We start from the raw sequence: 21,065 nt of genomic DNA on the forward strand, positions 1-21,065 counted from the left end.
AAATGTCTCCCCCGTACCGGCCTTACTCTGCCAAGACCTTCTCTCAGTGATGGTGCCACTTCATGATGTGGCCGCCGGTAGGGGGACTTTCCGGCAAAGGTGACATGAGACACGGCTGTGGTCTGTTTGTCGTGGCTGGCGCCCGCCGTCACGCCGATCGGCGGGCCCCGGGCGGCTCTCTCCGGGCGCTCCCGCCCTGGGTGGAGGCCCTGTCCGGGGCTGATTCCGTCAGATCCACCCGGGAAACCACATACGTATTCGCCAAGATGAATAAGGAATCACCTCGGCGGCCAGGATCGGGTAGAAGTAGGCGAACAACAGGACCACGATCACCGTGTACACGCCGACGGACAGCGCGCCGGCGAGCCGCCTGGTCTCGGACGCGTCGCGCGGCCCGAGGGCCAGCCCTGCCATCGCCGTCAGCCCCAGCACCAGGAACGGCAGCGAGGGCAGCGCGTAGAAGAAGAACATCGTCCGGCTGGGGAACAGCAGCCAGGGCAGGAACGCCGAGCCGAAGCCGACGAGCACCAGTGCCGCCCGCCAGTCACGGGCGCGCACCCACAGCGCCAGCGAGCCGACCAGCGCCGCCGTCCCGCCCCACCACACGGCGGGGTTGCCCAGCGCGATGACCTCCCGCGAGCAGCCGTTGACCGCCGTGCAGCCCTCGGCGCCATACGCGGGGGAGCTGTAGAAGTAGGCGATCGGCCGGCCGAGTACCAGCCAGCTCATCGGGGTCGACCGGAACGGGTGCGAGTCGGACAGGCCCTCGTGGAAGTGCAGCACCTCCATCTGGTAGTCCCACCAGCCGTGCCAGGCGGCGAGGAAACCGTGCCCGTGCCGGTCGCGGTACCAGCCGCCGTCGGTGACGAACCAGCCCGTCCAGGTCGCCAGGAAGGTCACGACGGGCACCGCGACGCAGCCCGTCAGCCATCCGGGCAGGTCCCGGCGCAGTGCGCCCAGCACGGGGGAGTGGGCGCCGGCAGTGCGGCGGGCACCGACGTCCCAGGCCAGCGCGAGCGCGGCGAAGCCGACGATCGTGTACAGCGCGCTCCACTTGACCCCCATGGACGCGCCGAGGGCCACGCCCATCGCGAGCCGCCACGGGCGCAGGCCGAGCCGGGGGCCGAACCGCGTGTCGGCCGGCGTCGGGCCGGCGCCGGCCGCGGCCTGGTCGAGGCGGTCGGCGAGCCGGCGCCGGCCGTCGTCACGGTCGTGCACCAGGCAGGCCAGGGCGATGACGATGCCCGTCATCAGGAAGATGTCGAGGATGCCGATCCGGCTCTGCACGAACTCCAGCCCGTCCATGGAGAGCAGAAGGCCGGCGAAGCAGCCGAGCACCGTCGAACGGAACATCCGGCGGGCCGCGCGGGCGAGCACGAGCACCGCCAGCGTGCCCGCGAGCGCGGACGAGAAGCGCCAGCCCAGCTCGGGGCTGCCGTGCGGGGTGCCCGCGCAGTCGACGTAGCCGAACAGCCACTGCGACGCGGCCATGAGCCACTTGCCGAACGGCGGGTGGACGACGTAGGCGGGCCCGTCACAGGTCTTCGAGTTGATCTCGTACCCGGCGGTCATGAGGCCCCAGGCGTCCTTGACGTAATAGACCTCGTCGAAGTACAGCCCGCGGGGCTCGGTGATCCGCCAGAACCGCAGGATCCCGGCGGTCACCGCGACGAACAGGGGCGCCAGCCATCCGACGGCGCGGTCGCCGGGCATCGGCGGGCACAGCCGCTCGCGCGGCGTACGGCCGGTTCTGGCGGCAGTGGCCGGTTCCGGGCGGCTGGGCTCCGATGCGCCAGTCTCGGAACGGGGTAGGTGCGCCGTCGTCGCCGTCACACCGATCAGGGTAGGTCCTGCCCCCTGGCAGACTGGTCGGGTGTCCGGGACCCTCGTGCTGTGCGGTGCCCCGATCGGTGACGTGCGCGACGCGAGCCCGCGGCTGGGCGAGGTGCTCGCGACCGCCGACGTGATCGCCGCCGAGGACACCCGCCGGGTGCGCCGGCTCGCGCACGCGCTCGGGATCACGATCACGGGGCGGGTCGTCTCCTGTTACGACGCCGTCGAGGGCGCCCGGGCGGAGATGCTCACCGAGCAGTTGCTCGCCGGCCGCACCGTCGCGCTCGTCACGGACGCGGGCATGCCCGCGGTCTCCGACCCCGGCTACCGGGTCGTCGCGGCGGCGGCCGCGGCCGGGGTGGCGATCACCGTGGTCCCCGGGCCGTCGGCGGTCACGGCGGCGCTGGCCGTCAGCGGGCTGCCCTCGGACCGCTGGACCTTCGAGGGGTTTCTGCCCCGCAAGGCGGGCGAACGCCGGTCACGGCTGCGCGGGCTCGCCGCGGAGAGCCGGACGATGGTCTTCCTGGAGTCGCCGCACCGGCTGGGCGCGTCGCTGCGTGACCTGGCGGAGGCCTTCGGCGGGCCGCGCCGGGCGACGCTGTGCCGGGAGCTCACGAAGACCTGGGAGGAGATCGTCCGCACCGACCTGGCCGGCCTGGTCGACTGGGCCGGCGACGGGCGCACCGTCCGGGGCGAGTTCACCCTGGTGATCGCCGGCGACGCGAGCGCCGGGACGGCCAGGCCCGCCCGGGAGGCCGGAGCGAGCGCACCAGTTGGCGCGCTCTGGGCAGAGACGGGGCCGCACAAGGCCGGTGCCGCGGCCGGGCCGGGGGCTGGTCCCGCGGCGCCCACTCAGGCCGGGCCGGAGGTGCTCGCCGCGGCGGTGGCCCGCCTGACGGCGGGCGGCATGCCGGCGCGGGACGCGCGTAAGGCGGTGGCCGCCGAGTACTCCCTGTCACCCCGGGAGGTGTACGCGGCGGTGATCGCCGCCCGCGACCTGGAACGGACAGAGACCCCGGGAACAGACGAGGGGTGAGCCGCCCCGGCCCGCCCGGGTGACCGGGGGCGCCAGGGCGCCGGTGCGGAACTCGCACTTCGGGGCGGTGATTCCTGGCGATGTCGTGCCGTGCAGTGCCGCTCGCACAGACCATCGCACGGACCATGAGGGCCTGGAGCCACGTCGTGCCGCGGCGGTTTGCGAGGCCACGGCAGGTCCTTTCTCATATGTGGTCTCGGTGTGGAATTCCTTCCGCTTGGCCGTACCGGGGTGCCGGCGGTCTCGTACGGTTACCGCGCCCCCCAGACGTTCAGCAACCGTTCCGGCATCCGCCCGACAGCGCCTGCCCGACAGCACTTGCCCGACAGCGCCTGCCCGACCACGTCCATCCGATGGCGTCCATCAGACCGGACGTCACGCTCTCCCCACGAGTATCCATTGGCGAGGCGGAGTGGTCGGGGTAGGATAAGCCACCCTGCCAGGCATGGATTATCGGCTGTGTGTCAAATTCCGAGGCCCTGGCTGTTGGCGACCCTGGCTGTCGACGGGCGGTGGCTGTCGACCGGCCGCCGATGCTTGCTTTATGTCAAGAAAGACCGGCGGAATCAGAGGAATCAGTTTGAAAGCATCCTGATGAATGCATCCCGCCTGCGCCCGCTGAACCGGGCTGCCCCGGTGGGAGTGCTCTCAACGGGGGGGTGCACATTCTGTCAACGGGTTCCAAGCCGCTGGCCGCCAGCAGGCGGCAGCTCCCGTGAACCCGGCCATCCATCTTCTGGAGCTGGCTGCAGATGCATCAGAGCATCATCGAGGACGAGGCAAGGCCGGACGGCCCCGCACAGAATTCGCGTGGCGCGGGCCGCCGGGTGGGGCGGCGTGACCGGCGCAGGCGTGACCGCGTGGTTCGAACCGCCAGACGCAAGATCCTGCTATCCGCCCTCTGTCTCCTTGTCGTGGTCGGCGGGACGACCGGCGTGATCCTGCACTCCGCGCTCGGGGGCGACGACGCGGGTGGGAAGCCCATCCAGCTGGCCGACACCGAGCCGCGATACCAGACCGGTGTGAACTTCCTCCCGAACCCTGGCTTCGAGAACACGGTGGCGGGCTGGTCGGCCGGGCCGTCCGAGAGCGCTCGCCTGTCCCCGACGGTGCCCGGCCGCAGTGGGTCCGGCGCGGCGGTCGTCACGGCCAGGGCCCGGGTACCCGCCATCACCCTGACCGACACTCCGGACGCCGTGACCTGGACCGGCGGCAGGCTGACCTATCTCGGCGCCGTCTGGGTGCGCACGACCGCCCCGGGCACCCGCGTCCAGCTGAAGCTGACCGAGCTCGACGGTGCCCGCACGGCCGCGCGCGCCCTGACCAACGTCACCCTGAACGATGCCACCTGGCGAAAGGTCGAGGTCTCCCTGCGGGCGACCGCCACGGGCCACCGGCTGGACTTCGCGGTCGTCGCCGACCGGCTTCCCGCCGGCCAGTTCCTCTACGCGGACGATGCGTCCCTTCTCATCGGGAGGCCGTCATCGCCGGCCCCGACGGGGCCGGCGGCGACCACAGGCGGCCAGCCGAGCGCGTCCCCGCCGGTGAGCGGCAGCCCGCGGCCTGGCACGAGCGCGACTCCCAGCGCGCCGACGAGTGAGCAACCGCGCCCGAGCACGGCACCGCCCGCACCGGGTGGGTCGGGTATCACGCCGATCCCGGCCGGCATGCCCAACGCGAGCACCACTGGCGTCCGGGCGGGGACGTCGCTGACCCTCCTCTCCGGTGACCAGCGCATCACCCGCGCGGGAACGGTGATCGAGAACAGGGATGTGCGCGGGTGCATCCGAGTGGAGGCCGACAACGTCGTCATCCGGAACTCCCGGGTCTCCTGCCGGTCGTCGGGTTCCGCGGTGATCAAGAACCTCGGCCAGAACCTGCTGGTCGAGGACGTCACCATCGACGGGCAGGGCGCCTCGAACTCCGGTATGTCGACCGCCGACTTCACCGCCCGCCGGGTGAACATCTCGAACACGATCGACGGCTTTTTCATTAACGACAACATCCTCATCGAGAACTCGTACGTTCATCACCTCGCCCAGACCCCGTCCAGCCACAACGACGCGGTACAGACCACCGGCGGCAGCAACATCGTGCTGCGCCACAACACCCTGATTCCCATCAACGAGACGACCGGCGAGTCGAGTAACGCCGGCTACATGTTCGGGCAGAACATCGGGCCGATCTCGCGGGTTGTCTTCGACGGAAACTTCATCAACGGCGGCGGCTTCACCCTCAACGGTGCCGGTGACGTGACCTTCGTGAACAACCGGTTCGGCCGCAACTGCCTGTACGGGATCAAGTCGTTCAAGGGCAGCCAGGTGAAGTTCGACCAGTCCAACATCTGGGCCGACACCGGCCGTCCGGTGAACGACGACCCCAAATGCTGAGGTGATCAGGGGGCCGTCGGGCGCTCCGAGCCCGACGGCCCCCTGATCCACCACTCGTACGGATCCGTGGGTCCCGGTCGCGACCAGGACCCACGGACAGCTGCGTCTGGCCGCCGCTTGGCGCGGAGACTCGCCTCAGCGAATCTCAGAGAACGAGGAGCGTTCGGTCGCCTTCGACCAGGGCCGCGACCAGTGACTTCACGTCCGCGAACTCGTGGTGCGGGAAGACGTGGGACAGGTATCGGGTGGGGCTGTCCCGATGGATCTGCACGTGGTTCAGCTGCCGCCCGTCGACGGTGACGACGAGATCATTGGAGCTCTCGGCGATCCGTACTGCTCGCCCGCCGATCCTGAGGTCCTTGATCTGGCCCGACCGGAAGGACCGGAGGGAATCCGCGGTGGCGGCCTCCACCTCGGTCGGCCGTGTGGCGACGAACCCGGTGGCAGCCAGCACACCCGCGACTCCGGCGCTGCTCAGTATCCGCCGGCGCGACATCTCGGTCATGTCTTTCCCCTACTCGTAGCTGTAGCCGAGTGCGGTGATGTCCAGCAACGAGGCGGGCGTGACTCCCGACGTGGCAAGACCCAGCAGCGCGTCGTTCAGGTTGTGGCCCGTCGGCCCGCCGGTGACCGGGAGGTAGTCGGTGGCGTGCCCGGACGCCTGCCACACCGACCAGATCCGGTCGACGTTCGAGTGATGCAGCCAGAAGATCGGGTCGTTCGGGGACGTGCTGACGCCCATGTCGCCGCCGACCCACCGATGCACCCGGCCGTGCATTCTCGCCTGGGTGGACGACTCGCCGGCGTGTCGGAGGAAGCCCTCTATCCGGTTACGGAAACTCGGACTCGTGCTCTGGGAGTCGATCCAGGGGGAGCGGTCGTACTGTGACTCGGTGAGGCAGTCGGTGACGTCCGCCTGTGTCGGCAGGGTTGTCGCGCCGGTGTCCACCGCGAACTTCCGGATGAGTCCAGCCCTTGAACGGGGGACGAGCTGACCCGTCGAGCTGTTCAGGATGATCGCCTGCCAGCTGACGAACGGCCCGTCCTGTACATACCAGCCGTTGCTCTGCAGACCGTTCCCGCCGAAGTAGTCCGCCGTCCAGATCAGCGCCTGTTTCGGGTCAGGTAACGCGGCGTCGGCCTCCCACGGCCAGTAAGGGATTCCGAAATCGGGCAGGACCGCACCGAGCGCGGATTCGAACTCGAGGAGTGACTGGCGGTGCCAGGGCAGGAACGACGGTCCCTTGTGTGCGGCGTTCCGTACGGTCTGTGACGTCGGTGTGAAAGTCATCATTGCGGTGTGATGCCGTGTCACGAACTGGTCGTAGACACCTGACTGCTTCAGGGTGTTCAGTGCGTCGGTGAACGCCTGGACCTCGGCCAGACTGAGTGCGTAGATACTTCGACGAACAGGCATGTAACCTTCCCCCCCTCGCCGACGCGCCCGGTAGGCGCGTCGACGCATTCCTGTGAACGACTCGACGCTGCGACCTGCGATGGCCCCTCGGGGCCGGGCCGGTCGATGTCGGATATCCGACGCCGGCCGATTGGTTCCTGGAAGCCGCTGCCGCTGTCCGCGCCACCGACCCGGCGGCGGTGTTCCTGGCGTGGACTTCCCCTGCGCCCACACGCATCCCTGGCTGCCGTCCACCTTCCTGATCCCCCGCCGGTCCGTGGCGGCCGGGGGCAGGGCAACTCTCTGCCGGTCGACCGGATGTAACGGACCGGCATCGGATTGTTGAATGATGGAGATGTTGCGACCTTCATGCTTTGAACCCTGTCTGCGCGAGAGCCCCACCAGTTTAAGCACACACCGGAGGGCGTAGCTGCAAATCGGCTTGAATTCTTGCCGGAAACCGTCCAGGCGCTCTCCGTGTTCACGCCGCTACATGATGGTGGGGGCTGGCGAATGGGTGCCGCGGCCGATCTTCTTTCGTGGCAGTCGATTCGGCTCGGCGGGCGCCGGGCCAGCTGCTGGAGATGCGGCCGTGGCGCCACTTTCGGATTCCTGGCGTCTAGCAAACAAATTCTGACGACAAGCAAACAATCGGCATCCGATGATGCTCTCGGGCCGTCGGAGCCGGCGCGGCCGCGCCGGCTCCCCTCGGTGGCCGCGTAGCCGCTCCGGGCGGATCTTCCGCCGAGGTAGTACCGTTCGACGAGATGGGGCGAGGACATCCAAGAATTCCCGTATCTCGGTGTCCCCATCCCGTTATGCTCGACCCTGCTCACTATCAGGGCTATAATTGGGGGAAAGCCATGAAGGTGGAGGTTTCGTCCGTGCCGGGCGATCTGGTCTCCATCGGTGTGCGTGGCCTGAGGGGAGTGGAAGAGGCGTACTTCCGTTCCTCGGACGTCGAGCTTGCCGAGACGGCGAACGCCGGCCTGACCACTGCGCTGACAATCGCCATGCGGCGCGGCGTGACTCTGGAGTGCGCGGGGCCGATCAGCGAGGTGCTGGCCGCCAGGGTGGACGACTACCAGGCACTGATGTCGCGGTGGTATCCCACCCTCGAGCCGGTACAGGTGCTGACCGGGACCGCCCGCTCGGCCCGGCCGGCGGCGGCCGAGACCTTCTGCTTCTTCTCCGGCGGGGTCGACAGCTTCTACACGCTCCTACGCAACATCGACAGGGTCGACGCGGTCGTCTACGTGCACGGATTCGACGTCGGTCTGGAGGACGTCGAACTGCGACGAGTCGTCTCCGACAGCCTGCGTCGGACGGTGGAGAGCCTCGGCAAGGAGCTGATCGAGCTCGAGACCGACCTGCGCGCGCTGTCGGATCCGCACGTCAGCTGGCCCGCCTACGTCTCGTCCGGGCTCGCCACCGTCGCGCACCTGCTGTCCCGGCGGTTCGGTCGTGCGCTGGTCGCCGGGACTCTCGCCTACCACGAGCTGCAGCCGCTCGCCTCACACCCGCTCACCGATCCGTTGCTGTCCAGCGACCAGATCGCGATCGAGCACGACGGATGTGACGCCACCCGCCAGGAGAAGGTCGCCTTCATCGCGAGGCACCCGGTCGTCCGGCAGAACCTGAGGGTCTGCTGGGAGAACCCGGGCGGCGACTTCAACTGCGGCAGGTGCGAGAAGTGCCTGCGCACGATGCTCGCCCTGGAGTCCCTCGGCGTGCTCGGCGAGTTCACCTGCTTCCCGTCCGGTCTTGATCCGGATGTCGTGCGGCGGGTTGACCTCCCCGGCCGAGGCCCCCGGCACTGGGCGGTCGTGAACCTGCGTGAACTTCGCCGGGCGAACCGTGACCCCGTGCTCGTCAGGGCGCTTGCCGAGGCGATCGCGAGGTCCGACGCACGGCGGGTGCACCGGCTTGTGCGGCGGCGGGCCCTGCGCGGCCGGGCCGCGACGACCTGACGCGGTGCTGTACCGACCGGACCATCCGAGGATTACGGGACGCTGGGGGACGCGAGTAATGACGGAGGCCGCGACAGGGGTTTCGTACGCCTCGACGGCAGCGGTCGCATCCACTGCCCGCCTGATCGAGAGCCTGTCGACGCGGGCCACGGCCGCCGTCGCCGACCTGCTGCCGCCGGGGACGACCGACGTGGCGCTCCTCGACTTCCCGTACCACCGCAACAGTGGTGACTCGGCCATCTGGCTCGGCGTACGCCAGATTCTCCGACAGCTGGGAGTAAGGGTCGCCTACGTCGCGGACACCGCGCGCTACCGGCCGGACCGGTTACGGGAGGCACTGCCGGAGGGGCCTGTCCTGTTACTCGGCGGGGGGAATTTCGGTGACCTCTGGCCGGGGCATCAGGAGCTCCGGGTCCGGGTCCTGCGTGACTTCCCGGACCGTACCGTGATCCAACTTCCGCAGAGTATTTCCTTCCGTAGCCGGACGGCGCTTTCCGAGGCCCAGCGCGTGACCGCGGCCCACCCACATTTCACTCTCATGGTCCGTGAACGGCGCAGTCTTTCGTTCGCCACCGAGAACTTCGATGTGCCGCTCGTGTTCGCGCCGGACTCGGCCCTGGCCAACGGCCCGCTGAGACCGCCGCGGCCGGTACGTCCCGACGGCGTGCTGTGTCTTGCCCGCGATGACGTTGAGGGCACCGGAGCCATCGCGGGCGTGGCCGGCCCCGGCATACGTCGGGCCGACTGGGGAATGCGTGGCCTGCCCGCGGCGCGGTGGAGGGCGGCGAAGGCGCTGCCGAAACTCGAGCGGCATGCCCTGGGCCGGCATCCGGATGCGCACCGGGCGGCCCGCCCCGCGCTGCACGCGGCCTATGAAACAATGGCGAAGATAAGCGTGGGAACGGCGACGAGCCTCCTGTGCACCGCACGTTACGTGGTGACCGACCGGTTGCACGCGCACATTCTCTGCCTGCTTCTCGGCATCCCCCACTCGGTGTTTGACAACAGCTACGGAAAGGTCAGTGGGACCTTCGAGGCGTGGACCTCGGACAGCGACCTCGTGCACTGGGCGACCAGCGCGGACGAGGCCCTGGAGAGGTGCCGGGAGTTCGCGCCGTGACCGCCCCACCGCGACACGGCGTCGGTGCTCGTGCCGACACCGCCGCTCGTGCCGAGATGGCCGCTCGTGCCGACACCGCCGACACGAACCGTGAGCCACGGCCGGTCGTGGATGTGCTCCTGAGTCGGGGCCTCGACCCCTACGACTGGGAACGTCGACATGCCCGGGGCGAGGTCCCGGACGTCTGGCCGTACGGGCTGAACAGGCTTGCCGACCACGGGTTTCGGACCAGCGGGTCGCTGCCGGCCGTGAGCCACCGGGCGCCGGGCGCGAGAGCCACCCGCGCGCTGGGGGGCTTCGAGTGGCGGGAGGTCGCCGCGCGTCGGATCGACGCGGCGGCGGAGGCGGTGCTGTGCTGGGACGAACGGGCCGGGGTACCGGCTGCCTCGATGGAGCGGTGGCGGGGCGGCAGACCGGTCGCCACCGGCGTCATCTGGCTGACCGACCCGGTGGGCCGGCCGCGGGGGGCACTGGCGCTGGCGCCCCGCGCGCTGCGTTCGGCCCAGCTGGTCTGGGCGCTGTCGAGCGCCCAGCTCCCGGTGCTCCGGGACGTCCTGAAGGTCGCCGAACGCAGACTCGCCCATCTGCCCTTCGGCATCGACGCGGACTTCTTCCGGCCGGCCGAAACCGATCCGGTACCCGGCCTGGTGGTCAGCGTCGGAAACGACCGGCACCGGGACCACGATACGCTTCTCGCCGCCATCGCGGACGCGGCTGGAAAAGTCACCGGGCTGCGCCTGGAACTGGTTACCGGCCGAGAGGTGACGATTCCCGCAAGGCTCGGGAAGCGGCATCCAAGAATGAGCCACATCGATCTTGTTGATCTCTACGCTCGCGCCTCCGCGGTGGTGGTTACACTGCGGCCGAACCTACATGTCAGCGGCGTCAGTGTCGTTCTCGAGGCCATGGCCTCGGGCCGCCCGGTCGTGGTCACCGAAACCCCGGGAATGTCCGACTACGTCGATCATGGGCGGACAGGACTGCTTGTTCCGCCGGGTGATTCCGGCGCCCTCGCCGCGGAGCTGGCGGGGCTCCTGCTCGACCCCGACCGGGCCGCGGCAATGGGGCGGGCCGGCCGCCAGGCGGTCGAGACGACGTTCAACACCGGCGCGCAGGCGGGCCGGTTGGCCGGTCTGTTGCGAGGGATGTGATCTGCCGCGGGCCGGGCGAGAAGGCGCCGGTGGCGCGTGACGGCGCTGTCCAGGCGAAGTACGGGAGGAACAAGGACCCGCTGGGTCTGACGACGTGCCGAAAAGGCGATCAGAGTATCTGCCGTCGGTGAGCGCCGGCGGCGTGGGAGGGGAGGGAATGCTCAGATGGATATATGGCAGATCGTGCGCATCACCATTCGGCGCTGGTATGTGTTCCTGGCGGTTGTGGCAGTGGGGATCGCAACCGCCCTGGTCACCACTTCGGGAGTGAAGCCGCAGTACTCCGCGGCCATGGACGCCTTCGTCAACGCCCCGCCGAGCCGCGCGAGTGCGCCGACCGGCAGCGTGGAGAACTCCGGCGGCGTCGGCTTCGCCGGCTCGCTCGAGGAACGCGCCATGGACGCCGACGCGTCCCGCGCGCAGATCCACAAGATGGGCCTTCTCCCCACCTACAAGGTCAGCTGGACCAGGGCGAAGCTGGTGCTGTCGGTGAGCGTGACGGGCCCGACGCCCGACCTGGCCCGTCGCACCGTCGAGGAGGTCGTCGCGATGGCGAACCGACACCTCGTCGCGCACCAGGCCAGCACCGGTGTCACCGCTCCGGGCGCGCAGTACTCGATCATGCCGGCGGCCGAGGGAGCCAACCTCTCACCCGCCCAGTACCCGGGTCGTTCCCGCCAGCGGATCGTCATCGGCGTCGTCGCGCTCGCGGCGGCGGTGGGCCTCGCGGTGGCGCTGGACGGCTTCGTCGCCGCCCGCCGTCGCGCCGCGGCCGGTGGAACCGGCCGGCCCGACAGCTTGCCGGACGCCGGATCACCGCGGAGCCCGCTGACTCGGGAGCCGGATCCGCTGGGAGATCCACTGGCCTCGCCGCGCCGAGGCGGGGACACACCGGGCAGGGACACACCGGAGTACGAGACCGCGGCGGTCAATGAGGACACGGTGACCATTCGGACGGGCAACCGACTCGGGGCGGGGCCCGTCCCGCCGGACCTCGACCGAAGCGGCCGCCCGCGGTGACGATGCCCGGACGGGCGGCGCTCCGGACGGTGGCGGCGCTCCCGATCGCCAGGTGGCGGCCGGACGCGGTGAGCGTGCTGACACTCCTCGGCGTGCTGCTGTTCGTCATCCCGGCGCGCAACACCCTGCAGTCGCTCGGCGCGGCGGGCCGGCCGATGTTCCTGCTCGGCCTGGTGCTGGCCGGCGCCTGGCTGTGCACCTGGCTGCATCCCGGCCTGGTCCGCCGTGGCCGCCAGCCGGTCCGGGGCCTGTTGCTCATCTATCTGGGTGCGCTGCTCGCCGCCTATGTGGCCGGTCAGCGCCGCGGGCTCGACGGCGTGGAGGCCCGTGCCTCGGACCGGTCGATCCTGGCCGTCCTGGCGCTCGTCGGCATCGCGCTCGCGGCAGCCGACGGAATTCCCTCGCGGGCCCGGCTCGAGGTCCTGATCTCGCGCATCATGTGCTTCGGGGCCGTGATGGCGCTGTTCGGAATCGTCCAGTACCTGACGCACGAGGACTACAGCAGGTACCTGCGGCTTCCCGGGTTCGTGATGTGGTCCCCGGCGCTCGAGTCCGTCTCACGAGGGGGCGGCACCTCCCGGGTCGCCGGCACGGCGTCGCACTACATCGAGTTCGGTGTGGTCGTCGCCATGGTCGTCCCGCTGGCGCTGTACCGGACTTCTCACGCTGTCACCAAGGGTGCCCGGCAGCGTGCCGCCGGGGCGCTGGTGCTGACCGCGGCGGCCGCCCCCCTCTCCGTCTCCCGGACGGCGATCATCGGGCTTGGCTGCGTGCTGCTGGTCCAGAGCGTCGTGTGGAGCTGGCGGCGGCGCTTCAACGTGTTCGTCTGGCTGGTGATCGGGGTCGGCGCGTTCGGTGCCGCCGTGCCCGGCGTGCTCGGCACGCTGCGCAGTCTGTTCCTGAACTACAAGACTGATCCCAGCTATCAGGGACGGATCGCGGACTACGCGGTCGCGCAGGCCTACATCAGCGAGCGGCCGTGGTTCGGGCGCGGGCCGGGCACCTTCATCCCGGCGAAGTACTTCTTCCTCGACAACCAGTACCTCGGGACCATCCTCACCTCCGGATACGTGGGTCTGGCCGCGCTCGTCATCGTCATGCTCGGCGGGATCACGATGGCGTTCGGGGTGGCCCGGCGCGCCGCCGACGCGGCGACCCGAGAACTGGCCCAGGCCCTCGCCGCGATGCTCGTCGCCGTCGCGGCGGCCTCGTACAGCTTCGACTCACTGTCGTTCCCGGCCTTCGCCGGCCTGTTCTACCTGACGCTGGGTGTCACCGGCGCGTTGTGGCGACTCGAACAGCGGCCCGTGCCCACACCGGCCGGCCCTGCCGCGGCGGCACCCGTCCAGTGGCGGGACCCGCGCGGTGACCAGCCAAGCGTGGCGGAGCTCGTCCCGGCGGCCCGGCAGCCCGCCGGTATCGCGTGAACCAGCGCCGCGAGGGCCGGCCGCGGGTACGCCGGCCCTCGCGGGTGCCGGTCTCACGTCGCTTCGCCGGCCCTCGCTGACGTCGCCCTAGCGTGGCCTTCGATCGGCGGGGCCGGCCGGGCCGCGGGCCGCTGCTGCCGCTCCGGATCGCCGCCAAGAGCGAAGTCCAGCAGCTCCACATGACGGGCTGACCAGCTGTTCGCCGCGACGAACCGGTGGCGTTCCGCTTCGGTCACCTCCGGCCAGCCGCGGACCTCCCTGAACGCGGCCACCGGATCGTCGCCCGGCGCCAGCAGCCTGACCCGCGGTCCCATGCCCCGGACCGGTGTCAGGTCGCTCGCCAGGACGGGCCGCCCCGCCGCCAGGTACTCGTACAGCTTGATCGGATCCATCGCCTCCGTCAGTGAGGTCACCCGGTGCGGTAGCAGGCACACGTCCGCCGCGGCGATCAGCCCGGTGACGGCCGGCCGGGGGAGATGGCCTGGCAGGACCACCGAGGGCAACGCCCGCAGCGGGGCGGCGTGTCGCTCGTCCTTGACGGGCCCGGCGAGTATCACCGTGCTCTCCGTCGCCAGCCGGGCGACCATGTCGACGTCGAGCCGGTCGTCGACGGTGCCCGCGTAGACGCACCACGGCCGGGGCAGGCCCGTGGTCAGCGCGGGCGCCGGCGGCAGCCGCTCCCACTCGGCGGGATCGACGCCGTTGTGGACGACCAGTGAGCCTCCGGTGGGAGCGAGCCGTCGGCGCAGCGACTCCGACACCGCGACCACCGGCCGCCGCCGGCGGCGGATCTCGGCGTAGGCATCCTGGAACGCCGGGTGCCAGCGTTCCAGCGGGGGGTAGGTCGCCCAGTCGTCACGGGCGAAGTAGACGACCGAGTCGGCCCATTCCAGCTCGGCGAGCCCGGCCAGCAGCGGGTACGTCGTGACGACCACGGGCCGCTCGCAGCGGGCCTGCTCCGTGGCCCGTCGCAGCACCCGGTCGTAGCGCCGGTAGGTGTGGCGCAGCATCGCGGGCGAGACCGGGTCCTCGCGACGCCAGCGGCGCGCGGACACGACGTAGCGGTCCGGCCTGCTCGTCGGTGGAATGGCCACCACCGGGTCGCCCTTCGCCAACGCTGTCACCCGGCTGCGGAACGGCTCGGCGACGAGCAGCCGTCGCACCCGCGGCGACTGCATCAGGGTGAGCAGGACGCGGTCCGGCGGCCGCATGTAGGAGCGGATCGCCATGTCCCGCAGCGTCTCCCTGGACAGGGTGAACACGACGTCGCGCGCGGGGGCGGAGCGGGGTTCGGGCTCGGGCATGGGTCGGTTCCTCCGTCGAGATCAACGAGACCGCCGGTGTGACCGTCGGCGTCGGGCGCCGTGCTCGGCCGCCGCCGCGAGCGGCCACTGATCCTGGGGCGGGACGGATCCGGGAGCCGGGCTGTCGGACGGCCCCCGACCCGGCGCCGTCCCGCGCTTTCCGCGCAGCACGCCGCGCAGTTGGCGCCGGCAGGTCGGCATGGCCGACACGACAGCCACATACGCCGCCACGCCGGCCGTCCCGGCGGTGACGAGCTCGGCGATCGGGGGCAGGTCCACCACCGCCCGCACCCCGGCGGTCACCGCGGCGAGCACCGCGCTGGCGAGGACGGCCGGCGCGATCGAGGTCGCGACATCCGACAGCCTGACCGGGGTGTCGCGGGTGGCGCTGGCAAGCATCGGGATGGCGGTCACCACCGAGGCGATGCTGACGGCCCAGGCGACGCCCACCGGCCCCCAGGGCAACCCCAGGAAGAACGAGGCCACGGTGAGCGGACGGGTCACCGCGGCGACCTTGAGCATCTTGTCGGCCCGGTTCCGCGAGACCCACAGCCAGGTCGCCGTCGAGCTGATCGCCTGGGCGAATCCGGCGATCGCCAGCACTCTGAAGATCGGCACGACCCCGCTCCACGGCGCGCCCAGCAGGCCGGTGACGAACACGTCTGCGAGCAGCGCCATCAGCACGACCAGCGGAAGAGCGAGCAGTGCCACGGTGAACACGGCGGCGCGGTAGTAGTCGCGGAACCGGTCCGGCTGGTCGTGGAGCCTGGACAGGGTGGGGATCGCGACCATGTTGACCGGCTGGTTGACCTGCTGCAGCGGGAGCAGGAGCAGCGCGTACGCACGGGAGTAGAGGCCGAGGGCCGCCGGCCCGGCGAACCGGCCCACCAGGACGTTGTCGGCGTTGCGGCTGACGTACCCGAGCAGGCCGGAGCCGGCGACGCTGCCGCCGAAGCGCAGCATCGGCGCGAGGCCGTCCGCGCGGGCCGGTCGGCTCGGCCGCCAGTCGCAGGCCGTCCAGACGAGAACCGCCCGGGCGAGGGCCGCCGAGGTCGGCATGAGCGCCAGCGACCAGTAGCCGGCCCCCAGCGACGCGAGAGTGATGGCCACGACGATGCTGGTGGTCCGGCCGATCATGTCGCGGGCCGCGACGGAGCCGAACTTCATCTGCCGTTGGAGCAGCGCCTGGTGCTGTACGAGGGCGCCGGTGATCAGGTATGACGGCGCGACGACGAGGGTGATTCCGACGAGCTCGTCGTGCCCGTAGAACAGGGCGATCAGCGGGCTGGCCGCGGCCAGCGCCACCGCGAGGCTGAGCCCGACCACGACGTTGACCCAGAACAGCGCGCTGACCTGACTGTGAGTGATCGTCTTGCGCTGGATGACGGCCTGGGAGAGCCCGAGGTCCGTCAGCTGGTCGGCGAGAGCCGAGATCGCCAGCACCATCCCGACGAGGCCGTAGGCGTCCGGCGACAGCAGCCGGGCCAGAATAATCGTTGAGCCGAATTGGGTGAACAATCGCCAGAGTTGGGCGCCGGCCGTCGCCGCCACACCTCTCCGGGACCGCCCGGCAAGGCCCTGGTTCAGTTCCGAGGTGTCGAACCAGCGCCCTTGCTTTCCGTCTAAGAATGCTTGTCGGCGAGCAGATCGCGAGGCCGGCTCGGTGCGGGATTTCACCACAAACGATCAAGCTTTCCGCTAAAACGCATGGTCAGGGCACTGTACCCTGATGCGTTGACCGGCCTGACCGCCCGGTTCATCTCGAGTTCCCCAAAGGGCCGGACGGATCGAACAACATCTGTTCTAGTATGTCGTCAGTGGGTGACCTGTCCAGCAGCGGCGCTCACCGCGGGTTCACTTGGTCAATCTGGGGGAGCGGTGACGTTGAGTAATCGCGTGCTGATCATAGTGCAGAACCTGCCGGTACCGCTCGACCGACGGGTCTGGCTGGAATGTCAGGCCCTGGTGAGTGCCGGTTACGAGGTGCGGGTCATATGCCCCAAGGGGCCGGGTGACCCGGACTGTGAGCTGCTCGACGACGTGTACCTCTACAAGTACGAGCCGTACGTCGCAACGTCCGGCGTATTCTCATATATGAAAGAGTTTTTTGTCTGCTGGATGCGCACCGCCCGGCTGGCGCGCCGGGTCTACCGGGAACGCGGCTTCGACGTTATCCAGGTGTGCAATCCGCCGGACACCTACGCGTTGCTCGCGTTATTCTATCGGCGGCGCGGTGTGCGCCTCGTGTACGACCAGCACGACCTCTGCCCGGAGGTCTACCAGTCCCGTTTCGAGCGCCCGTCGCGGATTCTGCTCGCCTTCCTTTTCGCGCTCGAGCGCATCACCTACGGGCTGTCGCACCACGTCATCTCCACCAATGACTCCTACCGTGAGATCGCGATCCGCCGTGGCGGCCGGACCAGGCAGGACACGACGGTCGTGCGCAGCGGCCCGGACACCGATCGGATGCGGCCCGGCGCAGTCCACCCGGAACTGCGGAAAGGCCGCGAGTTCCTGCTCTGCTATCTCGGGGTGATGGGCCCGCAGGACGGAGTGGACAACGCGCTGCGTGCCCTCGACATCCTCGTCCACCAGCGCGGCCGCACCGACGTCCACATGGCCCTGCTCGGTTTCGGCGACTGCTATGACGATCTGTGCGCGCTCGCCACGGAGCTGGATCTTGACGACCACGTGACCTTCACCGGTCGCGCGGACCACGAGATGATCGACAAATACCTCTCGACCGCCGACCTGGCGGTCGGACCGGACCCGATGAACCCGCTCAACAACGTGTCGACCATGAACAAGACCATGGAATACATGGCCTACGGCCTGCCCGTGGTCACGTTCGATCTCGTCGAGACCAGGGTCACCGCCGCGGACATCGCGGAATACGTCGAACCCGGCGACATCGACGGGTTCGCCGCCGCGATCGAGCGGCTGCTCGATGACCCGGAGCGGCGGGCCGACCTGTCCAAGCGGGGCCGGCAGCGCGCGGTAGAGGTACTGGACTGGAGCCTGCAGGTCCCCGGCTACGTGGATGTCTTCGACCGCATCACCGGGCGGGAGCGCCCGGCCGGCGAGCGGGTCCGCCCGAGGCCGGTTGACTGCGCCGTCCCGGCGCCACGCCGCCGCGAGCAGGCCGGCTCCCACACACCGGCGGCGGCACCTGGCGGCGACCACGAGGGCGACGAGCTCAGATCGGCGACGGGGTGACGGCACCGCTCTCCGCGGGCTCCGCCCCGGCGCCGCACGGCGTCGGTGATGTCCCAGCCAGCGTCGTCCTGGCCAGCGTCGTCGTGCCGGCGCACAACGAGGAGTCCGTCATCGGACGGTGCCTCGCGGCGCTCAGCGTCGGGCTGCCCACCGGAGCACTCGACGTGATCGTGGTGTGCAACGGATGCACGGACGGCACAGCCGCGGCCGCCCGTGCCCGTGGCGTCCGGGTGATCGAGACGGATCGGGCGAACAAGGCGGCCGCCCTGAACACCGGGGACGCGGCGGCCATGGCCTTCCCGCGCTTCTACGTCGACGCCGACGTGGAGGTCGCCGGAGCGGCGCTGCTCGAGGTCGCCGACGTCCTGCGCACGGGTGCGGCGCTCGCCGCGGCGCCCGCGCTGCGTCCGTGCATGACCGGGGTGGCCCGGCCCGTCCGCGACTACTACCGGATCTGGACGCGCCTGCCCTATGTCGCCGACGGGCACGTGGGCTCCGGGGTCGTCGGTGTCAGCGATGTCGGGCGGAAGCGTTTCACCCGCTTTCCCGAGGCCATCGCCGACGATCTGTACCTCTACCACCAGTTCAGCGCGGAGGAACGGACCACGGTGGACTCCGTCCACTTCACCGTCTATCCCGCGAGGACGGTGCGGGATTTCGTCCGGAGGAAGATCCGGGTGTACGCCGGGAACATCGAACTCCGCGGCCGTGGGCTGGTGCCCGCGGAGAACCGGAACACCGGCAGCGCGTCCTGGCTGTCCGTCGTCGCCGCCGATCGCCGGCTGCTCACCGCCGCCCCCGCCTACCTCACCATCTCGGCGGTGGCGAAGCTGCTGGCCATCCGGAAGGTCCGCCACGGCGACCTCGGTGCCTGGGAGCGTGACGACAGCAGCAGGCGCCTTCTTGAGGAGACGACGTGACCAGGGTTCTCGGCTTTCTTCGTTCCCTGCTCGACGCCCGCGCCCTGCTGCACTCACTGCGGATCCTCCACTTCTACAACTACTCGCATGTCCAGCAGGTTCGCCGGATGACGATCGAACGGGGTGTCCGCCTGGCGCCGAACGTCTCCGTCCGGAACGGGGAGCGGGTGGAGATACGGGCGTTCGCCCACATCGGTGAGCGGGTTTCGCTGTGGGCCGGTGACCGCACTGGCCGGATCGAGATCGGCGAGCACTCCCTGATCGGCCCGGGCACGTTTCTCACGGCCGCGAACTACGAGACGCTGCCGGACATCGTCATCGACAGCCAGCCGAAGCGGGAGGCGGACATCGTCATCGGCAACGACGTGTGGGTCGGCGCCAACTCGGTGGTTCTTCCGGGCGTGACGATAGGCGACAGCACGATTGTCGGCGCCGGTTCTGTCGTCACGAAGTCGTTGCCCGCCGGAGCGTTGGCCGCGGGTGTTCCGGCGAAGGTCATCGGGAAGCGCGGGGAGTCGACCCGTTCCGGTCGTGCAGCCCAGGCGGACCGGCCTGAGCAGAACGGCCGTGCCGGTGTGGACGGCACCGGGCGGCGCCCCGGCTCCCACCCGGCGGGTGAGCAGTGACCGTCGAGGTGTCCGTGCTGGTCGTGTCCTACAACACCGCCGAGCTGACGGTCCGGTGCCTGGAGTCCGTCCTGGCTGAGCCGGCCGGGGTCGAGATTGAGATCATCGTCGTCGACAACGCCTCGACGGACGGCTCCCCGGACGCCATTCGGGACGCGTTCCCGGCGGTGCGGCTGATCGAGTCGGCGACGAACCTCGGGTTCGGCCGCGCGGTCAACCTGGCGGCCTCCCACGCCGACGGGGACTATCTGCTCCTGCTGAACCCCGACGCCGTCGTCCTCGATCGGGCGGTCGCCGAGATCCTCACCTTCGCCCGCCGGAACCCGGCCTGCGGGCTCTACGGCGGGCGGACGCTGCGGCCGGACGGATCGGTCGACCCGAGCTCCTGCTGGGGGGCACCCAGCCTGTGGAGCCTGGCGTGCTTCGGGGTCGGCCTGTCGACGATGTTCCACGGATCGAGGATCTTCGATCCGGAGTCGCTCGGGCGCTGGCAGCGCGACAGCGTCCGCGAGGTCGGTGTCGTCACCGGATGCCTGCTGCTGGTCAGCCGCGGCCTCTTCGAACGGCTGGGCGGGTTCGACCCCCGGTTCTTCATGTACGGGGAGGACACCGACCTGTCGATGCGGGCGCGGGCCGCCGGCTACCGCCCCACGATCGTCCCGACCGCGGCGATCGTGCACCACGTCGGGGCCTCGTCCTCGAACTGGGCGGCCAAGCACGTGCTCGTCCTCCGCGGGAAGACCACGCTGGCGAGGAAGCACTGGACGGGGTGGCGGCAGCGGCTCTGCCTGGCGATGATCGTTCTTGGGGTGGCGCTGCGGGCCCTGGCCGATCTGGGGTCGGGGCTGGCCCGTGGGCGGCCGCGGGCGCGTGCGAGCGACTGGCGCGCGCTCTGGCGTCGGCGGCGGGACTGGTGGCCCGGCTACCCCCCGTACACCGAGCCCACGGGCGGCGTCCCCAGCCAGTCGCGCGTCCCGCCCGAGCCCGCATCCGGCACGTGTCACCCGTCCCGACATCTGACGAGGCCATGAGCAGTTCGCTACCCGAGCGGTCCCTCGACCTGTGGCGCAGGGCCCGCAGCCGGGCCTTCACCCGGTTCCTGGCCGGGTCGTTCGGGGCGCTCGGCCCGCGTACCGACATCGAGCCGCCGTTCCGGCTCTACGGCGCCCGCTGGATGTCGATCGGCGCCGGCGTCCATGTGGGCCCCGGCTCGTGGTTCCAGGTGATCGATGGGGACGGCGAGCCGGCGGCGCCGGTGATTCGAATCGGCGCGGGCTCGTCGTTCGTCGGGTGGTGCACGTTGTCGGCCGTCCGCGGCATCACGATCGGGGACAGAGCGATGTTCGCGCGTGGCGTCTACGTGGCCGATCATGACCACGCCTACCGGGCGGCCGGCGTCGCGATCCGGGACCAGGGCCACACCGGCGTCGCCCCGGTGGCGATCGGCGACGGCGCCTGGCTGGGCCAGAACTGTGTGGTCACAGCGGGCTCGACGATCGGCCGCGGCGCCGTCGTCGGCGCGAACAGCGTCGTGAAGGGGGTCGTGCCCGACTTCAGTCTCGCGGTAGGGGCGCCCGCCCGGGTCGTCCGGAGCTGGGCGCCGCACGGCGTCCCGAGCCGGCCGTGAGGCTGGGTCGCCGGTCAGCCCGGCGGCCC

At 70.4% G+C, this 21,065-nt stretch carries 17 protein-coding genes; 12 read left to right on the plus strand and 5 right to left on the minus strand.

Going from position 1 to position 21,065, the window contains the following annotated elements; translation table 11 throughout:
- Nucleotides 1–228 precede the first annotated feature (228 nt).
- Complete coding sequence (locus E0504_RS21100; RefSeq protein ID WP_112106964.1) at nucleotides 229–1,833, minus strand: dolichyl-phosphate-mannose--protein mannosyltransferase; 1,605 nt, start codon at nucleotides 1,831–1,833, stop codon at nucleotides 229–231.
- Nucleotides 1,834–1,873: 40 nt separating this feature from the next.
- Here E0504_RS21100 and rsmI point away from each other — a divergent pair, with 40 nt between their 5' ends.
- The gene (gene rsmI, locus E0504_RS21105; RefSeq protein ID WP_112106963.1) at nucleotides 1,874–2,869 is read left to right on the plus strand and encodes a 16S rRNA (cytidine(1402)-2'-O)-methyltransferase; all 996 of its coding nucleotides are present in this window, start codon (nucleotides 1,874–1,876) and stop codon (nucleotides 2,867–2,869) included.
- A gap of 752 nt (nucleotides 2,870–3,621) precedes the next feature.
- Nucleotides 3,622–5,259 (plus strand): carbohydrate-binding protein, encoded by a 1,638-nt coding sequence (locus E0504_RS21110; RefSeq protein ID WP_112106962.1) that lies wholly within the window; start codon nucleotides 3,622–3,624, stop codon nucleotides 5,257–5,259.
- 145 nt (nucleotides 5,260–5,404) lie between these two features.
- On the opposite strand, the gene E0504_RS21115 is transcribed toward E0504_RS21110, so the two are convergent.
- Entirely contained in the window at nucleotides 5,405–5,764 is a 360-nt protein-coding gene (locus tag E0504_RS21115; RefSeq protein WP_071059130.1) for a hypothetical protein, read from the minus strand.
- 9 nt (nucleotides 5,765–5,773) lie between these two features.
- Nucleotides 5,774–6,676 (minus strand): tyrosinase family protein, encoded by a 903-nt coding sequence (locus tag E0504_RS21120; RefSeq protein WP_112106961.1) that lies wholly within the window; start codon nucleotides 6,674–6,676, stop codon nucleotides 5,774–5,776.
- 842 nt (nucleotides 6,677–7,518) lie between these two features.
- Between E0504_RS21120 and E0504_RS21125 the strand changes: the two genes are divergently transcribed.
- The 5 genes from E0504_RS21125 (at nucleotide 7,519) to E0504_RS21145 (ending at nucleotide 13,343) form a co-directional block, all read left to right on the plus strand.
- On the plus strand, nucleotides 7,519–8,625 hold the full coding sequence (locus tag E0504_RS21125; RefSeq protein WP_112106960.1) for a hypothetical protein: 1,107 nt from the start codon (nucleotides 7,519–7,521) through the stop codon (nucleotides 8,623–8,625).
- Nucleotides 8,626–8,683: 58 nt separating this feature from the next.
- Nucleotides 8,684–9,745 (plus strand): polysaccharide pyruvyl transferase family protein, encoded by a 1,062-nt coding sequence (locus E0504_RS21130; protein ID WP_071059136.1) that lies wholly within the window; start codon nucleotides 8,684–8,686, stop codon nucleotides 9,743–9,745.
- Nucleotides 9,742–10,896, plus strand: a complete 1,155-nt coding sequence (locus tag E0504_RS21135) for a glycosyltransferase family 4 protein (protein WP_112106959.1) — start codon at nucleotides 9,742–9,744, stop codon at nucleotides 10,894–10,896. The genes E0504_RS21130 and E0504_RS21135 overlap by 4 nt, the downstream gene beginning before the upstream one ends.
- Before the next feature lie 165 nt (nucleotides 10,897–11,061).
- The gene (locus E0504_RS21140; RefSeq protein ID WP_112106958.1) at nucleotides 11,062–11,916 is read left to right on the plus strand and encodes a hypothetical protein; all 855 of its coding nucleotides are present in this window, start codon (nucleotides 11,062–11,064) and stop codon (nucleotides 11,914–11,916) included.
- A 2-nt stretch (nucleotides 11,917–11,918) separates the two neighbouring features.
- Entirely contained in the window at nucleotides 11,919–13,343 is a 1,425-nt protein-coding gene (locus tag E0504_RS21145) for an O-antigen ligase family protein (protein ID WP_235014154.1), read from the plus strand.
- Between the two features lie 53 nt (nucleotides 13,344–13,396).
- On the opposite strand, the gene E0504_RS21150 is transcribed toward E0504_RS21145, so the two are convergent.
- Entirely contained in the window at nucleotides 13,397–14,647 is a 1,251-nt protein-coding gene (locus E0504_RS21150) for a glycosyltransferase (RefSeq protein ID WP_131625744.1), read from the minus strand.
- A gap of 21 nt (nucleotides 14,648–14,668) precedes the next feature.
- A complete protein-coding gene (locus tag E0504_RS21155) occupies nucleotides 14,669–16,198 on the minus strand; it encodes a lipopolysaccharide biosynthesis protein (RefSeq protein ID WP_112106955.1) in 1,530 nt (509 codons plus the stop codon).
- Between the two features lie 327 nt (nucleotides 16,199–16,525).
- On the opposite strand from E0504_RS21155, the gene E0504_RS21160 reads away from it, so the two are divergent.
- Genes E0504_RS21160 through E0504_RS21180 form a run of 5 tightly spaced genes read left to right on the plus strand, consistent with a single transcriptional unit; the run spans nucleotide 16,526 to nucleotide 21,036 of the window.
- Nucleotides 16,526–17,863 (plus strand): glycosyltransferase family 4 protein, encoded by a 1,338-nt coding sequence (locus E0504_RS21160; RefSeq protein WP_071059149.1) that lies wholly within the window; start codon nucleotides 16,526–16,528, stop codon nucleotides 17,861–17,863.
- Nucleotides 17,860–18,783: a glycosyltransferase gene (locus E0504_RS21165; RefSeq protein ID WP_112106954.1), complete on the plus strand. Its 924-nt coding sequence runs from the start codon at nucleotides 17,860–17,862 to the stop codon at nucleotides 18,781–18,783. The genes E0504_RS21160 and E0504_RS21165 overlap by 4 nt, the downstream gene beginning before the upstream one ends.
- Complete coding sequence (locus E0504_RS21170) at nucleotides 18,780–19,409, plus strand: DapH/DapD/GlmU-related protein (RefSeq protein WP_112106953.1); 630 nt, start codon at nucleotides 18,780–18,782, stop codon at nucleotides 19,407–19,409. Before E0504_RS21165 ends, E0504_RS21170 begins: the two co-directional genes overlap by 4 nt.
- Nucleotides 19,406–20,440: a glycosyltransferase family 2 protein gene (locus E0504_RS21175; RefSeq protein ID WP_071059155.1), complete on the plus strand. Its 1,035-nt coding sequence runs from the start codon at nucleotides 19,406–19,408 to the stop codon at nucleotides 20,438–20,440. The genes E0504_RS21170 and E0504_RS21175 overlap by 4 nt, the downstream gene beginning before the upstream one ends.
- Complete coding sequence (locus tag E0504_RS21180) at nucleotides 20,437–21,036, plus strand: DapH/DapD/GlmU-related protein (RefSeq protein ID WP_071059157.1); 600 nt, start codon at nucleotides 20,437–20,439, stop codon at nucleotides 21,034–21,036. The genes E0504_RS21175 and E0504_RS21180 overlap by 4 nt, the downstream gene beginning before the upstream one ends.
- The last annotated feature ends 29 nt before the right edge of the window (nucleotides 21,037–21,065 follow it).

The sequence above is a fragment of the Parafrankia sp. BMG5.11 genome (genome assembly GCF_004337455.1).

Coding starts and splice junctions, on each gene's coding strand:
- E0504_RS21110 (WP_112106962.1), top strand. CDS start 3,622: ATGCATCAGAGCATCATCGAGGACGAGGCAAGGCCGGACGGCCCCGCA.
- E0504_RS21115 (WP_071059130.1), bottom strand. CDS start 5,764: ATGACCGAGATGTCGCGCCGGCGGATACTGAGCAGCGCCGGAGTCGCG.
- E0504_RS21120 (WP_112106961.1), bottom strand. CDS start 6,676: ATGCCTGTTCGTCGAAGTATCTACGCACTCAGTCTGGCCGAGGTCCAG.
- E0504_RS21125 (WP_112106960.1), top strand. CDS start 7,519: ATGAAGGTGGAGGTTTCGTCCGTGCCGGGCGATCTGGTCTCCATCGGT.
- E0504_RS21130 (WP_071059136.1), top strand. CDS start 8,684: ATGACGGAGGCCGCGACAGGGGTTTCGTACGCCTCGACGGCAGCGGTC.
- E0504_RS21140 (WP_112106958.1), top strand. CDS start 11,062: ATGGATATATGGCAGATCGTGCGCATCACCATTCGGCGCTGGTATGTG.
- E0504_RS21145 (WP_235014154.1), top strand. CDS start 11,919: ATGCCCGGACGGGCGGCGCTCCGGACGGTGGCGGCGCTCCCGATCGCC.
- E0504_RS21150 (WP_131625744.1), bottom strand. CDS start 14,647: ATGCCCGAGCCCGAACCCCGCTCCGCCCCCGCGCGCGACGTCGTGTTC.
- E0504_RS21180 (WP_071059157.1), top strand. CDS start 20,437: ATGAGCAGTTCGCTACCCGAGCGGTCCCTCGACCTGTGGCGCAGGGCC.